The sequence below is a fragment of the Mesorhizobium sp. USDA 4775 genome (assembly GCF_054062655.1).
This window is the reverse complement of the sequence record NZ_JBSSFM010000001.1, coordinates 2,836,730-2,852,915: the sequence shown is the minus strand read 5'-3', so window position 1 is coordinate 2,852,915 and position 16,186 is coordinate 2,836,730. Positions and strand designations below refer to the sequence as shown.

The window sequence follows — 16,186 nt, the reverse complement described above, 5'->3', positions numbered from 1 at the left end:
GTTCCATGACCTCCATCACACTGAACAATGTCAGCCTCGTCTATCGACTGTTTGAAAAGTTGACGCTTTCGGCGCCCGGCCGGCGTCGGAGCGCTCTCGGCGGCAATATAGCCAAGTCGGGCACCAAACAGGTCGTGCAGGCGCTCGACGGTGTCAGCTTCGAGCTCAAGGCGGGCGACCGGTTAGGGCTTGTCGGCCCGAATGGCGCCGGCAAGACCACCCTGCTCAAGGTTCTATACGGAATCTACCAGCCATCGGGTGGTACGATATCGATCACCGGCAAGGTCGATGCCCTGTTCAACATCCACATAGGGTTTCGTCCCGAGGCCACCGGGCGCAGAAACATCGTGCTGAGAGGGTTGATCAGTGGTTGGACGGCGGCCGAGATCGAAGAGAAAATGGAAGAAATAATCGATTTCAGCGAACTGGGCGACTTCATCGACCTGCCGTTCAAGGCGTACAGCCAAGGCATGGCGGCACGTTTGGCGTTTGCAGCAGCGACCACTCTCGAGCCTGAAATCCTGCTGATGGATGAATGGATTGGCGCCGGTGACGCGTCGTTCCAGGAAAAAGCCAAGCGACGCATGGACGAACTGGCGGAAAAGGCCGGCATCATCGTGTTGGCAAGCCACGACGATGCGCTCATCCGGCGGGTCTGCACGAAGAAACTCACACTTCGGGCTGGCCGGGTGGAGTCGCTGGCTTAAGGCGTCTCGCGATATTCGATATCGAGGTCGAGCGAGGGCACGATAGTCGTAGCATCCTCCTTTTCCGCAGGCCTTCAACGGTCCAAAACCACTGGCGAAGTCACGGCCGAACAACAGAGATCGGGTGCACCCTGTCAGCCCCGCATGCGATCTTCATAGAATTGACGCTTTGATAGAGCCTGGTCTAAGCGTACTGAACGTTGACCAACCGGACCGAAAAGCACCTTCAATGTGATAACCCCAACAGCCGGATTGCCACAGGGACCGAGGCGTCAAGCCATCTTAATCCTGGGAATGCACAGGAGCGGAACCTCGGCGCTTGGGGGTGTAATCAATGCACTGGGAGCAGCCGGCCCGAAGACCCCGCTGCCGTCGCACGCGGCCAATCCGCGCGGATTCTTCGAGAGCGCGCCCCTTGCCCTTGCCCACGACGCACTGCTCGCATTAGCAGGCTCGTCCTGGCTTGACTGGCGTCAACTCGATCAGCAAAGGATGAACTCAAAGGCAACAGAGCCGTGTCGTCAGAAAATAAAACAGCTGCTCATCGACGAGTTCGGTGACGAACCATTGATCGTAATCAAAGACCCGCGGACATGCAGATTTGTTCCGTTCATGTCGTCGATCTTGGACGAAATGAATGTCAGCCCTGTCGCCCTTCTGCCGGTACGCAATCCTCTTGAGGTCGCATATTCGCTGCACCGGCGAGACAAAATCACACTGCCAGAGTCCCTTCTGTTGTGGCTCAGGCATGTGCTCGAAGCTGAATATCATTCACGACACATGCCGCGATATATTCTGTCATATGAAGGGTTCCTGGTCGACTGGCGAAAGCATATGGACCGCGCAGCTGAAAAAACAGGTGTCGTCTGGCCTGCTCAGCCCGACCAGTCGGACGTCAAGATCGAGCAGTTTCTGACGACAGACCTTTATCATGAAAGGTCCACGCTCGAAGATGTGCATAATCATCCGGATGTTACGTCGCTGGTCCGCGAGACCTATCAAATTCTGTCCACAATCGCCGCCGGGGATGAAGACAATGGCTTGCTTGCTCAGCTGGATATTATGCGGACGAGATTCGACGAAGCCTGCGAAACATTTTCGGTAGCCATGGCGACGGAGGAATTGGCGGTTGCGCAATTGCGTGGTGAACTCAGCGCGCGCAGCACCGAGACAGAGCAGGTCCGTCAAGAGAATTCGAGGCTTGCGAGCTTTCTGGAACAGCAATCCGTTGAAATCCGCGGCTTGGCGGACGAACGTGATGCCCTCGTCGGAACTCGCGACACTCTGATCGCTGAACGGGATGCCCTCGTAAACGCCCAAGCCAGCTTAATCGCTGAACGGGATGCCCTCGTTAATGCCCAAGCTAGCTTAATCGCCGAACGCGATGCTCTCCTGCGGGACATAATCGGCATCGCCAATGAGCGCGACGCGATACTCACGTCGCGCAGTTGGCGGCTGACCGCACCTTTGCGACTGATACGTGGTCTGTTCGCCCGTGGCTGATGCGGGCGCGGACAGTAAACGCGCGAGGCACATGGAGCCCCTCACGCGCGACTTCGCCCACGTAAGAGAGCTCAGTTTGCTGTATCGCGATCTGGCTAATCCCCGAACGCGATTATCCTTCGTAGGCCGCGATAGAGTGGCCTGAGAATCCTGAACGCTAATGGCGATCTGGCTACAATCGATCTCTTGATCGAGAAGATGAGGCCACGAAAGGATCTTACCACTCCATAGTTTCCAAATTCCGCCGGAGCTCCGTTCTCGCATAGGGCTTGCAATTTAGCCTCCAGCATTACGTAGTTGTGAGCAGCATGCCCGGCAGTCATCACGTGCCGGAAGGTATAGCCGGCGTCGATTGCAACATAGGCTATGATCCGCTCTATGGCGTGGACCAAACTTCCATCCCGATAATCCATATTGGCAAAATCGTTCCAGCCCCACTTTTCTTCGAAAAGCTTCCTTAGAGCTGCAGGACGAAACCAGTACATCCCACCGTAAGGCGCGACAGGTGTACTATCATCCAGATGCACGATCAAACCCAACTGTCGGGCAAGCTTCGCTACGTTGGCTTTGTTGCCAGCCCATGAATTTCCAATGGTCGGATACCCAATATGAACCAACGGCGGCATGACGAGACCAAGCACTGGATTGTTGGCAAAGAGTTCAAGCAAATTCGAGACATATCCAGGCGTATGAAGAAGGTTTTCAAAAGTGTGGAGTTTAAACAACTCTCCCCTCGGGCCGTCTTGGGGAGATCGCTTGGAATGGATCCGGCAGATCAAGTCGTACCGATCCTCGAGTACATAGTCCCGGCAACCGACAAGAAGGGCGGAAGTGTCCCTGCCATCGTTCCGGACGACCAGGACGACCGCATTCCTGGCGTTCGTCGCCTTCGCGACTGCTTGCTGAATCAATGCCTGCTTGTTGGCATTGTCGGTCGTGACGATCAGATCGTAGCCTTTCGGCACGTTTTCGGCATAGCCGAGAACCTCATCGATCATGTCAACGTGATACACATGCGCAAGAACTGCTATCCGATAATCGTCCCAATTCCTTTGCGCGCCAATATGGATGTCCGGCAGGACAGAGAGCAACGCGGCATTGCCATTTAGCGTACGAGGCGAGCCCAAGCGGCCAACGCTTTTCCATATCAGCGACAAATCATAATCAGATTGGTTTTCTACGATCTCCAAGGCACGCGGCAGGTTGATGGCCGCGCGCTCGAGGGACAGCGTGTCGTGAAAAAAGAGGCGACGCTTCAGTATCGGGCTCCGGTCCTCCAGCGTTTTGTCCGGCTCCATGAAAACCGGGTATGGCGTCCTGTATCGTTCCGGATCGAGCAATACCGAACAGGTGTAGCCCAAAGCCTGAAAATGCGCTGTGAACACCGTCTCGTGCTTCGCAACTGACTCCATATAGGAGTTGATGGACACCATCCGGGTCCAATAGTCACGAAACGCCTTCGACTGATGCAAGGACCGCCGCACTGCGATGAAATGGGAATTGAGATGGAAGGGCAGTTCCGATTTTCTGACGTCGATCGGATTGGGCCTTATCGCCTTGTGGGCGGAGATTCCCCAAAAGTCACAGTGACGTTGGTCCATCTCCGAGAACATTTCGGAAAAGGGGAAGATCGGCCCGTAGAAAGTGTGGTTGAAAAACAATATCTCGTCGAAGTGTGAAAGCTCATCCCACCCGATATGTTCGAGGGCAGCCCGATAGGCCCAGACATCGAACCCCTTGTTTTCCCTGATTAGAAAGCTGTCGGTAGCGTCAGAAAGGCGAGATCGGGCCTCGTCGTCTACCGGACCGTTGCAAACGACCAGCAGTTTTTCAACAAAGGGCCTTATCGATGCAATCAGGTGAAAATAATACTCATCTATCTTGCCTTCTTGATCGTAATAAAATGCGATTGCCAGGCGCCTCATCGACCTAATCTCTCTCTGGTGCAGATGGCACTTAGAATTAGAACGCTCCGATATGGGATCGCCGGCGGCACCGAACCACATCCTGCCACGCAAACATCATCGAGAGGCGGTGTTTCCAGGTTGCGCCCTCGATGCCCGTGATAGCGTTGAAAAACAGGTATTCCAAGACCGCTGGTTGGAATGGCACCATCTGGCAGGACGTCGACCGCACCCATTAAACCATTCGGTGCCGCCAAAAAAGGCCGGCCACATGCGATCTTCTACACGACGCCGACATGCGGCTTGCCAAATGATGCCCGCCTTCCAGGAAAAAGCGCACAGCGTTTCGCCATGCCTGGAGTTTGATTTAGGGCTTGGCCACAGCTCGATAGATCGGTCTCAGTATTTTGAACAGGGTAGGCGCTCTGAACCACAGAGAGTTTTTAATGGCCAAATTGAGTTTACCCAGAGAGCGCTTCACTGACGTTACCGACGTCTGCGACGATGACGCAGCGGGCGGTAGATGGTTTGCCACGGGATAACCGGCTTTCTTCCACTCAGACAACAAATGGCACTGCCAAGGGAAGTCGCCTGACGGCATCAGGCTGGCAAGTTTTTGCAGCTTGAACTCCAGCATGGTGTAGTTGTGCGCCGCCTGATGCGCGCACATGATGTGCCGCGTGGTATATCCGGCATCCTGAGCCGCATAGGCGATCAGCCGCTCCAGCACATGAGCCAAGCCGCCGTCAACATCATTTGGCTCGGCATTAAAGTCTTCCCATTTCCACTTGTGTTCGAAGATCTTGCGCAGGGCGCGTGGCCGGAACCAGAACATGGTGCCATAGGCAGCCACCGGGGTGTCCTGATCGAACTTGACCTTGATATTCAAAAGCCGTGCGGTTTCCTCAACCTTTGGCTTGTTGAAGAACCATGCGTGCCCCATGGTCGGATAGGAAATATGAACGACAGGCGGAACGGCCAGTCCGACTGACGGATTGTCGTGAAACATGTCCAACACGTTGTGGACATAGCCACGCGTATTCAGCAAATTCTCAAGCATATGCCGCTTAAACAGGTTGCTTCTCGACGCCTGCACGTGAAGCGACTTTTTTGTATGCAGGCGGCAGACAAGATCATAGCCGTCATCGACAAGCAGATCGCGCAAGGAAATGAAAAGCGAGGACATGTCACGACCGCGATTTTTCTCGACGATGCGGACGATGACGTTCTTCACGCCAGGGCGTTTTGCCAGTGTGGCTTCAATCTCGGCCCTTTTTTCCGGCGTATCCGTGGTGGCAATGAAATCATAGGGCACCGGGATGTTGCCGGTCAGCGCCAGTATCTCTTCCAGCATATCGGTGTAGTAAATATGCGCGCAGACAGCGATCTTGCCGTAGTCGGAAGGAGCGTCGCCGTCTTTGGCTCGCTCATCGGGCAAAACGCTCATCAGTGCGGCATTGGTGTTTAGATTCCTCAATTCCGAAGTGCGCAGGACATTGCGCCAAATCAGATTGAGATCGTAGTCGGATGTCTCTTCAAGAACTCGCAAAGCGCGCGGCAAATCAATGCCTTGAGCATTCAAAAACGTCGGATCATGAAAAAACGGACGTCGCTTTAGCAAGGGAAAGCGATTGATGATCGTCTCATCAACGTTAATAAACGCCGGATATTGCGAACCATACTTATCCGGATCGACATACGCTTCCGCCGAGTAGCCAAGATCTGTAAAATGCTTGGTAAACTGCGACTCGTGAAGCATGATCGCATCGATGTAAGTTTTGATCGCCGGCAGATTTTCCCAATATGTTTTGAAGGCACGTGATTTCAGCATCTTCTCGCGCACAGCAATGAAGTTTGCTGTGAGGTGGCGGGGCAGATGGCCTGTTCCGGTAAACGGATTTGGCGTCACTTTCGAATGGGCAGCGCTGCCCCAGAAATCACAATTCCGGCGCTCCATTTCCGAAAACATCTCCGAAAACGGGAAAAGAGGCCCGTAGCAGGTGTCATTCAGCAGGATAAGTTCATCATACTCGGAAAGAGCGTCAAAGCCGACAGCGTCAATACCGGTCTTGTATCCCCATACATCAAATCCCACGTTCTCCCGGACCAGAAGCTGATCACAGCTGGCTTTGATTGCTATTTCCGAAAGCTTGGAAAGATTTCCATTGGATACGACAACAATCCTCTCGACAAACTCGCGCAGCTTTTCGAGGAGGAAGATGACATAGTCATCGGCAATTCCATGCTCGTTGTAGAGAGAAAATACGGCAATACGACGCACCTTGATGCTCCTGACTAGACCGTGAACCTGTCTGATGCCCGCCATCATCCGCCACTACGCCGAGAGTTCGGTTTCAAAACCGCCCTCGTGCCGCGATAGATCGGTCTTAGTGCTTTGAACAGGATAGGCGCCCTGAACCTCAAAGAGCTTTTGACGGCCAAATTGAGTTCAGCCAGAGAATGCTTCACCGACGTCGGCATTGGTGCCGCAGTGGCCGATACATGGCTTCCCAAGGGATAGCCGGCCTTCTTCCACTCGGACAACAGATGACTCTGCCAAGGGAAGTCGCCTGATGGCATGAAGCTGGCGAGCTTTTGCAGCTTGAACTCCAGCATGGTGTAGTTGTGCTCCGCCTGATGCGCGCACATAATGTGCTGCGTTGTATATCCAGCATCCTGAACCGCGTAGGCGATCAGCCGCTCCAGCGCATGGGCGAAGCCGCCGTCGACATGATCCGGCTCGGCATTGAACTCCTCCCATTTCCACCTGTGTTCGAACATTTTGCGCAAGGCGCGTGGCCGGAACCAGAACATGGTGCCATAGGCAGCCACCGGAGTGCTCTCATCGAACTTGACGTCGATATTCAAAAGCCGCGCGGTTTCCTCAACCTTTGGCTTGTTGGCAAACCACGAGAACCCCATTGTCGGATAGGAGATATGAAAGATAGGCGGAATGGCCAGGCCGACCGAAGGATTGTCGAGAAACATATCCAACACGTTGTGCACGTAGCCACGGCTATGCAGCAGATTGTCAACCATATGCCGCTTGAACAGGTTGCCCATCGACGACTGCACTTGAGGCGATTTTTTTGTATGCAGGCGACAAACAAGGTCATAGCGATCGTCGACAAGCAGATCTCGCAAGGAGATGAAAAGCGAGGACATGTCACGGCCGCGGTTCTGCTCGACCACGCGGACGATGACGTTCTTCACGCCAGGGCGTTTCGCCAAAACGGTTTCGATTTCGGCTTTTTTTTCCGGCGTATTCGTGGTGGCAATGAAATCATAGGGTACCGGGATATTGCCGGTCAGGCCCAGTATCTCGTCGAGCATATCGGTGTAGTAGATATGCGCGCAGACAGCGATCTTGCCATAGTCGGCAGCAGTACCGTCGCCTTTAATCCGCTTGTCCGGCAAGACACTCATCAGCGCCGCGTTGGTGTTGAGGATTCTCAATTCCGAAGAGCGCAGGACATTGCGCCAAATCAGATTGAGGTCGTAGTCCGATCTCTCTTTGAGCATCCGCAAAGCACGCGGCAAATCGATGCCATTCTGCTCCAAAAAAATCGGGTCATTAAAGAAAAGCCGTCTCTTTAAGATTGGATTCCTGTTGGCAACAGTCTCATCGACTTCAATGAATATCGGATATTTCGACGTGTATACATCCGATTCAAAATATATCGAAGATGAATATCCAAGATCTTCAAAAAACTTGGTAAAACGTGACTCGTGAATCAACACCGAGTCTTTATAGTCTTTAATTGGCGGCATGCTTTCCCAATAATTCCGGAAAGCGATCGAGATAAGCATCGCCCTTCTTATCGCGATGAAATGAGAATTTAGATGACCAGCCAAGCTCCCTTGCCCGGTGAAAGGATTGGGCGCCATTTCCCTGTGACCGGATATGCCCCAAAAATCGCAGTCCCGGCGTTCCATTTCCGAAAACATTTCCGAGAACGGAAAAACAGGTCCGTAGAATGTGTGGTTAAGCAAAAGGATTTCATCATAATCGCCGAGCTTGTCGTAACCGATGAACTCGAGCCCTTGGCGATACGCCCCAACGTCAAATCCTGTATTCTCGCGGATGATAGTTTCGTCAACCGTGGATCGCAGTGAGACTTCCGATGATTTTGAAATTGCCCCGTTTGAGACAAAAATAATCGTCTCCACGAATGGCCGCAATTTTTCTAGAAGGTAGAATATATAGTCATCAACCTGGCCGCGTTCGTCATAGAAGAAAAATATCGCCGCACGCCGCATCGCCAAGTCCCTGCAAATATCACATCCACGTGGTATAGGGACCACGTCTCCCATGGAAGCATTTTCGACGGCAGAACGCTTCCCTTGTCACGATCTCATAATTCTAGCCAATTTGTGAATCGATCCACTCGGAAAGCTGACCGATCCCCTCGTCTACGCTTTTCAAAGGTCGCCATTCCAGTTCGCGCACCGTCCTGTCGATGTTGGCGACAGCGCAGCGAACGTCGCCGTTGCGGAACATGCCGTTGACGTGCGGTTCCGGCGCCCCGTATCTTTTTGCGACGATCCTTGCCAGGTCAAGAACCGTGGTCTTGGACCCGGTGCCGACATCATAGGCGAGCGACTGTGACAGATCCGTGGCCGTGGCCTTGTCGAGAGCCGACGCCACATCATCGATGAAGACGAAGTCGCGTCCGATATCCCCGTCCTCATAGACCGGGATGCTCTTGCCTTCCTTCGCCATCCTGATGAACAACGACACGATTCCCGTGTAGCTGTTGGTCAGCGATTGGCCAGGACCATATACGTTCTGAAGCCGAAGCACGTTGACAGCTGTTCCGAACGAAAGGGCCCAAGCCCGCAATATCTGTTCCTGGGTTAGTTTCGTTGCTCCGTAGATGCTGGTTGGGTTCGGTATCGTTGTTACCGCGTCCATCGGCAGAGGTTCGAGCCCGGCAAAATCCCACTCCGCGCGTTCGAGCTGCTGTTTCGATCTCTGACCGGGATACGTTATCTCGCCTGTTTTCCTGGACCGCCATGCCCCTTCTCCATAGACCGCGCGGCTCGAAGCCAGGACAAAACGCTCAGGAACGTGCGATGCCGTGGCGAAAGCATCCAACATGCGGGTGGTGCCAAGAACATTTGCTATCGCGTGGCGAGAGGCCTCCGTGAGCGACTGACCCGTGCCCGTTTCGGCAGCTAGATGCACCACAACTTCAGGTCGGATGGTTTCCAGTGCCTGCGGCCAGGTCGAGGCCTCGGTCACATCGGCAACCACGAGTTCAACGCGCGGATCAAGGTCGGCGGGACGCTTTCGCTCTGCGTGGATCTGCGGATGCAAACTGTCGATGACAACCACGCGATCGAAACGGTTTGCCAATTTGGCGGACAACGCGCATCCAATGAATCCAGCTCCGCCCGTCACCACGCATGTTTTAGACATTCAGATAGCATTCCCGTTTCATTGACTTGGCCGTTCGTTATCAGCGTCGATCCCATTTGAATAGACAAAAGAGGTCCAGCTCCAGCTGGATCGGGATTCACACGTCAAGTTCGGCATCCGCTCTGGTGAGTGAATTTGAAGTTTTGAGCCCTGCTTTACGCAGGGCTGTTTCTCAAATGTCAAATTCAAACCTTCACCAGCGATGGATGGTGAATGGTGGCGACACTGTTGGCGGATAGGTACTGCGGTCGCACCAACGCAGGAAGTGGTGAGGGCAAAAATCAAAAGCTGTCCGCTATCTGCTCGTTTTAGGCGGCTTGTGGGCTAAAGACGTGCTGCCTTTTGCTGCGTTTCACGACATACTCGGCATGACAGTTGCATTGATTTGGTTCGCGTCGTCGCCAGCGTCATGGCTCTGCCGCCCCACAAATGTTCACATTTTGGCGACTGGGCGACGGCCTCCCAGCTTTCACGAAATATAGATACCCAACTTGGAACACGAATTGTTGCGCATCGTGTTGGGTGTAAACGCGGTAATTCTACCTGCCGGTTGGAATCCAGCGTTATTCAGTTAATCGGGAACCGGCTCGAAGACTGCCAGCTGATTGGCCCACAGCAAAAATCGCTCATAATGAGACAGACGCATGCCACAAGTTTTGCCCAACTTCGCTAGCGAAGTCCGATCGAACATTTCCTCATGCTCGTCGGCAGCGTCTGGGCTGAATAGACGAACTGCGGCCCCCAGATCGTGAACCCTCCGGAATGCTTTGTGCGGCGTTGTCAATACAATGCGACCGCCCGGAGCAAGAAGCGATCGCCACTCATTGAGATGATCTGCTGGATCCTCGAGATGCTCCAGCAATGCAAGAGCAATGACTGTGTCAAATCGCCGGCCTTCAGGAAGTACAGTGCCGAATTGGTGTTTTGGATAGGACTGGCGAGCCAACTCGACCGAATCCGCATCGTAGTCGTATCCGAAATATTGATCCACCTCAACGAACGAGGCGAGCGCTCCGCTTCCGCACCCGACGTCAAGTGTGTCGCCACGCAACCAAGGCCGAGCCTTGGTTATCCTCGCCAAACGAAGGGCGGGAGAAAATATTCCCTGCGACGCTTGATCCGCCAAAACCCAATTCCTCCTATATCGAGTGTCGCAAAACTTGCCCTGTTGTCATCAAACATTACTTGCTTCAGACAGTCCGGCAATGAACTGACATCACAAAAAACGTCAAGAGTCGCTGCTGCATATTCGGTTGGAATCGCGTCCCCGGCGGTGGTGTAATATCACTCACCAGGTCGTGGTTTAGACTAACGCCCTGAGCCAGGGGGGCGAAGCATATTCCGCCGCCCGTTAGTCCGATGCTCATTCAGCCGCATTCAAAGAACCCGTTTGGGACCCAGAGGTTCTGCGATTTACCATGATTAGGAGAATGACTGATGCTGCAAAACCAGCAATGCAAAGCTCCAGCGTTTTCAGCAAGTGACTGCTATCGTAATAGAAACGAATCTTGCTTCGTCCGCTCACCTCCACAGCGGGAAAAAACTCCAGAAACTTCTTCAATTCCACAGGCTTTCCATCCAGCGTGGCTCGCCAATCCTCATTGATGCGAATTGGGAAAACGACCCATCCATGGGTTGCGCCCGAATATTCCACCGTCAGGTCATCCGGTCGATATGTCGCAAGGTGCACAGGGCCAAAATCCGCGTCCGGTTGTCCGCTCAAATCATTCACATAATAGGCGGAACCTGAAACCGCATGATTTTCGATAACGCTAATGCCCGGCTCTACCGACGCCGTCGAGAAATTCCGTGGAGTACGAACCCTGTCGCCAATCTTAATCATTGGCATGCCGGGAAATACACTCGACCCAATTTGATAAGTTGCTCCTCCAGCGGTTTCGAAGGCCCATGCACTGAGCGGCTTCTCGCTATCCGGCTTGATCATTGAAATGACGTACCGATAGGTTCCGGCCGTAAGAGGGATATCTTGATTGAAACGAAAGGTGGCGAATTGGTTGTTGCGTATCGCCTCCGGCGGCAATTCAGCATGGGCTACGAGGAGTGCATCCCGGTAAAGATCAAGCGTCACTGCCGAAGGGGCGAAATCCTGATCATAGGTTGCGAGCAGCACCTGTACATTCGTAGCGTTCATGGACTTGTCGATTAACAAGTCACCGTTAAGGGCACCGCTGTTAAGAGGGAGAGTAGCTCGCTGACCCGTGCCAGCGGTTTCGTAATCCAAGTCGACACAGTTGTCTTTAATAAGGAGGAAACGGATCGCGGCGTAGGTAATGTCTCGGCTGGAGAAATTAATGTCGGAGCATTGAATGACTGATGCCGTGTATGTTGTCTGAAAGGAAGGCAATATGTCCGCGATTATCTTTCTTTGAGCATCGGTACGAAAGCCATGAGCAAATAACTCTGGCAATCCATATTTTGATAGAAAACCAGATACATGAAAGCTGTTATCCGCTACAACACTTTGACCCGGCAAAATCTTAGATAAAACATAGGATAAAGATGGAGTAACTGGAAAGAACGTATCGATATCAGGTCTCGCATTATACTGCCTGAACCAATATCCTAGATTAATTGCCTGCAATACACACAGAAATAGCACTGCATGCAATTTATAAGACGAATTAATTTTTAAAGGCGATACAGACTCCATAGAAGGTAATATGATTGAGAGTGAGTAAGACGACAATATAGCTGCCGACACTCCGAATAATATTGACCCTCTGCTCCATGCATTGAAGCCAAACCCCGGAATTGCCTCCACTAACTCGGCGGGCGCCGCCCCAAAAACAGTCGCCAGCATGAATATTGCCACGATTAGCCCAAAAAAAGCAAACCGATTAGGAAACTTAAAAATAAGACATAGTGCAAGAAGAGCAAGGAGAGCGGCAGGTGCTCCAGCCGAAAAGATGCGCTCAACGCGGAAATGATTCACAAAGTCGAAGCCGAACATATAAATGATATCGTAGGGCGTGAACCACGTTCCACCTGTTCGGCTCGATAGATCAGTTGAACCTAGAATGCCCTTGACTTGCAAGAGACCTGGAAGGGCGAGGAACGCACCGGCAATACCTGCGCATCCCAGCCCCATAGCTCGCCTGATCGCAAGCTGGTTGATGCCGGCGCTCCAGAGTTCGGTCCAGAGGAGTATGACCGCCAGTGTCAGAGATGAGAGGGTTCCAAGGAGGGCAACAAATGGAAAGCCGCCCAGGGCCATCAGGGCCACGCTGAAGGAGAACCCCAAGGCCCAACTCAAACGGCCTGTTTGCCAATATCGAAGTTGGGTAGCGAGCACCCATGGAATTAGAGCGCCGGTCGTCACGTGCGGCCAATGTGCCCAGGCGATGTTGAAACCGCAAAATGCAAACACCATGGCACCAAAAACCGCGGCCACACGATTTCCGAACATGAAAAACAACAGAAAATAGGCGCCGAAAGCAGCCAGGAGATAATTCGACAGAATTGCGAACGTGTAACCCATAGCCCTCGTTCGGCGTGAGGGCATAAACTAAAAAAGGTATTGAAAGGCCTTCATAAATCGGTGCCTGGATGCCAGCCGCACCGAGTTGATGGAGGGGGTTCCATAGTGGGATATGCCCTTCCCGCAACTCTCGCCTGAACTCCCGCCAGTTTGGCAGCCGATGATCCAATGCGTCGGAACGCTCTATGTTGACAAGTGGAGTGTCGATCCCGGCATTGTCCCATCCTGGATAGGCCAACAGCAGATCCATCGGCGCCAGCGTTTGCCGAAAAGGATTCACGCCCACGATCCCCAGGACAAGAGCGAAAAGAAGCACCATCGAAATGATGTGTCGCAAAAGCGGAACCCGGTCCGGCATATGGGTGTCTTGCACGGATGTCGCCGTCATTTGCCGCGTCATGCGCTTTTCCCTTTTCGGATAGCCAACTCTACCAAGGCGACCAGGCAATCCCCAAGAACGGTGACAAGCCGGTTGCCGAGGGCAACCGCAGTGGCCGATGGGGCCGGCAGACCCGCGGCAGCAAGCCCCATGATCAGAACGGCCTCGCGCACGCCAAGCCCGCCTGGCGCGCCCGGAACGACAAAGCCAATGAGCCAGGCCACCGCTCCTATGCCGATCAACTCGGCCATATGGCTCGTATCGTTCAGGGTCCTAGAAAGCGCGACGATCAGCAGCCCATTGCCAATGAAAAACAGTGCATAAAGGAAAAACGCTTCAGCACATACCACAAGCGCTCTGCCACCGATGTCGGCCATCCTGAAGCGGAAAAATAGTCCCATCCCGATCGCAAGCGCCAAAAGACCGGCGGCGACCAATCCCAAAGTCAAAGTAGGATTGTGTGGACCATACTGTCGATACGCGCTTTGGAAAATCGGCCACGCCAGCAATGCACCCAACGCCCCGGCAGCCAGAACGGTGATGGACAATTCACCTATTTGGGCAACGGCAAGCGCTCTGTTCGACGCCCCGGCGTTGCGGGCAAGGGCAAAACGACCAACCATATGCATCACATTGCTCGGCAGGTATTTGTAAACCTGTATCCGTCCAAAAATGGCAAGCGCACGACCCAATCCAAACGAAGCCCCATCGACGAGAACCAGGAACCGGTACCAGGCGATACCGACCAGTTGCAGAATGACTGCATAAGCGACAGCGCACCCCAATATGGCGATCAAGAAGAGCGGGGAAACGAACTGGCGTTGCACATCGCCGAAGGAGCGATGGATCGCCAGCCCCACGAAGACGAGCGCCGCGAGACTGACGGCCATCGCTCCAAGGCGAACTAAAGACTTTAGCCTGAGCCTGCTGCTTTTGGGTGGCTGTGCCGTCTGCGTTGGCTCAGTCACAGCGGCAAAGGACCATGGTCCAGGGAAAGGGCTTGCTGACTTTCACGACCTTTAGCGTCTTGCTCAACAGATCGATGAAAGACGCGGATGACCAGTGATTGATATGCCCTGGCGTGTTGCCAAACTGGGTTACATATTTTCCCCTGGCGACATTCAGGACCCGCCAGATCGGCTCTCGCGGCACGCTGACAAGGAGATACGGCTTGCCAAGCGATTTCAGGACCGAGAGCGCTTGTTGCGTATTTGGAACATGCTCGAGAACCTCACAGCATATTACCAATTCAGCGGAGTTCGCCTGCGGCGTCAGTTCGAAAAGCGAGCGCGTTTCAAACAACGGCGCTATCCCACGCTTGACGCATTGCTCATTGGCCTGCGAAACACTGACGCCTTCCAGATCGCTGCCGCGGACGTTCCACCCCCGATCATGAAGCCGAATGGACAAATTTCCTTCGCCACAGCCGACCTCGTAGGCATTGCGAACGCCTGTCTCGGCCGTCAACGCATCGAAGCTACTTAAAAAGCCATCCATCAAATATCGCGCAACCGGATTCCGGGTGTTGTACTTATCATAGTAATTACCTGGAACGTTATCGTAAGCGACCGGCGTATCATTCATCTTATATCGTTCCGCCTACACTTTCTTTCTTGATTTTGCTCTCTACTGTAAACGACCGGATCCTGGCCCTTGCACCATACTCTTGCTGCAATTGCCTGATCCTTATTTCTTCAAGCAATTGCCTGTTGACCGCGATGAGCTCGGAAATGATGCCGCTCATCGCAAGAATGCCGGCAAGCGCGAGCAGGGCGCTGGACAGAACGAGTGACTGGATGTTGCCACTGCCTTCGCCCATCAAATAGTGGACAAGGAACCGGATAACCCCGATCAACCCCGGCGCGGCGACGATTGCCGCACATGTCGAGAAGAAGCGCAGCGGGCTATAGACGACAAAAATCCTCACGACCGTTATCAACGAGCGCCGCACATAGCTCGGTATGCTCTTGACCAGCCGCGAGGGTCGAAGATCGCCGTTGACGCGGATCGGCACCGAGGTGATCGGGATGTTCCTGCGCCCCGCCTGGATGATCGTTTCCAGCGTATAGGTATAGCGGTTGAAGACATTGAGTTGCATCGCCGCGTCGCGATGAATGGCCCGGAAACCGCTCGGGGCGTCAGGCACCGTCGTGCCACTGGCAAGCTTGACAACGAAGCTGCCAAGCTTCTGCAGAAATTTCTTGACCGGTGAAAAATGCTCTATCTCGCTGATCGGCCTTGCGCCGATGACGATCTGAGCTTTTTTCTCCAGTATGGGCCGGACGAGATCGGGAATGCAGGAGGCATCGTACTGGTTGTCCGCATCGGTGTTGACGATGACGTCCGCGCCCAGTTTCAGCGCGGTTTCGATGCCGGTCATGAACGCTTTGGCAAGCCCCTGATTATGGGGCAGCGAGACCACGTGATCGACGCCGTTTTCCCGGGCGACCTCGACCGTGCGGTCGGTGGAGCCATCATCGATTACGAGCCATTCCACCGTGCTGAAACCCGCGACCTGACGCGGCAGATCGGCCAATGTGACGGCGAGCGTCCCCTCCTCATTCAAGCATGGGATTTGAATAATAAGCTTTGACAATCCACCCTCTTCTTTCCGCAAGGCTGATAGGCTGCCGTATTCCATATGGACCTAAAGAACTTTGCTTCCGCGCGCTACCTGCTTTGGCAAAATAAGCTGTTTTTGCGGCTGACAAAAACGGCGCGAGGAGCTCCGGGCGGCGCCGACTTCATGGCGTTCAGGCGAACTCGCTCAGG

11 protein-coding genes are annotated in these 16,186 nt (G+C 53.7%); 2 read left to right on the top strand and 9 right to left on the bottom strand.

From position 1 onward, the window contains the following. Window positions 1-5 precede the first annotated feature (5 nt). Window positions 6-707, top strand: a complete 702-nt coding sequence (locus tag ACVILI_RS13640) for an ABC transporter ATP-binding protein (RefSeq protein WP_010914947.1) — start codon at window positions 6-8, stop codon at window positions 705-707. A gap of 294 nt (window positions 708-1,001) precedes the next feature. Beyond that, complete coding sequence (locus tag ACVILI_RS13635) at window positions 1,002-2,210, top strand: sulfotransferase family protein (RefSeq protein WP_051726756.1); 1,209 nt, start codon at window positions 1,002-1,004, stop codon at window positions 2,208-2,210. A gap of 95 nt (window positions 2,211-2,305) precedes the next feature. Here ACVILI_RS13635 and ACVILI_RS13630 read toward each other — a convergent pair whose 3' ends face one another. The 9 genes from ACVILI_RS13630 to ACVILI_RS13590 all read right to left on the bottom strand — a co-directional run bounded on the left by ACVILI_RS13630 (window position 2,306) and on the right by ACVILI_RS13590 (window position 16,010). Then, window positions 2,306-4,135: a rhamnan synthesis F family protein gene (locus ACVILI_RS13630; RefSeq protein ID WP_019857038.1), complete on the bottom strand. Its 1,830-nt coding sequence runs from the start codon at window positions 4,133-4,135 to the stop codon at window positions 2,306-2,308. Window positions 4,136-4,481: 346 nt separating this feature from the next. Further along, entirely contained in the window at window positions 4,482-6,395 is a 1,914-nt protein-coding gene (locus ACVILI_RS13625; RefSeq protein ID WP_038652337.1) for a rhamnan synthesis F family protein, read from the bottom strand. A gap of 44 nt (window positions 6,396-6,439) precedes the next feature. Then, entirely contained in the window at window positions 6,440-8,374 is a 1,935-nt protein-coding gene (locus ACVILI_RS13620; protein WP_457102466.1) for a rhamnan synthesis F family protein, read from the bottom strand. 103 nt (window positions 8,375-8,477) lie between these two features. Further along, window positions 8,478-9,536, bottom strand: coding sequence for an NAD-dependent epimerase/dehydratase family protein (locus ACVILI_RS13615; protein ID WP_038645475.1), 1,059 nt, complete (start codon window positions 9,534-9,536; stop codon window positions 8,478-8,480). Between the two features lie 571 nt (window positions 9,537-10,107). After that, on the bottom strand, window positions 10,108-10,662 hold the full coding sequence (locus ACVILI_RS13610) for a class I SAM-dependent methyltransferase (RefSeq protein WP_084791438.1): 555 nt from the start codon (window positions 10,660-10,662) through the stop codon (window positions 10,108-10,110). Between the two features lie 237 nt (window positions 10,663-10,899). Continuing rightward, a complete protein-coding gene (locus ACVILI_RS13605; RefSeq protein WP_457102465.1) occupies window positions 10,900-13,035 on the bottom strand; it encodes a hypothetical protein in 2,136 nt (711 codons plus the stop codon). A gap of 396 nt (window positions 13,036-13,431) precedes the next feature. Next, window positions 13,432-14,304, bottom strand: a complete 873-nt coding sequence (locus ACVILI_RS13600) for a lysylphosphatidylglycerol synthase domain-containing protein (RefSeq protein WP_038645468.1) — start codon at window positions 14,302-14,304, stop codon at window positions 13,432-13,434. Between the two features lie 70 nt (window positions 14,305-14,374). Further along, window positions 14,375-14,998 (bottom strand): class I SAM-dependent methyltransferase, encoded by a 624-nt coding sequence (locus ACVILI_RS13595; protein ID WP_038645467.1) that lies wholly within the window; start codon window positions 14,996-14,998, stop codon window positions 14,375-14,377. 1 nt (window position 14,999) lies between these two features. Continuing rightward, complete coding sequence (locus ACVILI_RS13590) at window positions 15,000-16,010, bottom strand: glycosyltransferase family 2 protein (RefSeq protein ID WP_240564679.1); 1,011 nt, start codon at window positions 16,008-16,010, stop codon at window positions 15,000-15,002. Between the last annotated feature and the right edge of the window lie 176 nt (window positions 16,011-16,186).

What these genes read in the sequence shown, in the direction of transcription:
- ACVILI_RS13595 (WP_038645467.1), bottom strand. Translation starts at nt 14,998, where the DNA reads ATGAATGATACGCCGGTCGCTTACGATAACGTTCCAGGTAATTACTAT.
- ACVILI_RS13605 (WP_457102465.1), bottom strand. Translation starts at nt 13,035, where the DNA reads ATGGGTTACACGTTCGCAATTCTGTCGAATTATCTCCTGGCTGCTTTC.
- ACVILI_RS13620 (WP_457102466.1), bottom strand. Translation starts at nt 8,374, where the DNA reads ATGCGGCGTGCGGCGATATTTTTCTTCTATGACGAACGCGGCCAGGTT.
- ACVILI_RS13600 (WP_038645468.1), bottom strand. Translation starts at nt 14,304, where the DNA reads ATGGCCGTCAGTCTCGCGGCGCTCGTCTTCGTGGGGCTGGCGATCCAT.
- ACVILI_RS13615 (WP_038645475.1), bottom strand. Translation starts at nt 9,536, where the DNA reads ATGTCTAAAACATGCGTGGTGACGGGCGGAGCTGGATTCATTGGATGC.
- ACVILI_RS13635 (WP_051726756.1), top strand. Translation starts at nt 1,002, where the DNA reads ATGCACAGGAGCGGAACCTCGGCGCTTGGGGGTGTAATCAATGCACTG.
- ACVILI_RS13630 (WP_019857038.1), bottom strand. Translation starts at nt 4,135, where the DNA reads ATGAGGCGCCTGGCAATCGCATTTTATTACGATCAAGAAGGCAAGATA.
- ACVILI_RS13640 (WP_010914947.1), top strand. Translation starts at nt 6, where the DNA reads ATGACCTCCATCACACTGAACAATGTCAGCCTCGTCTATCGACTGTTT.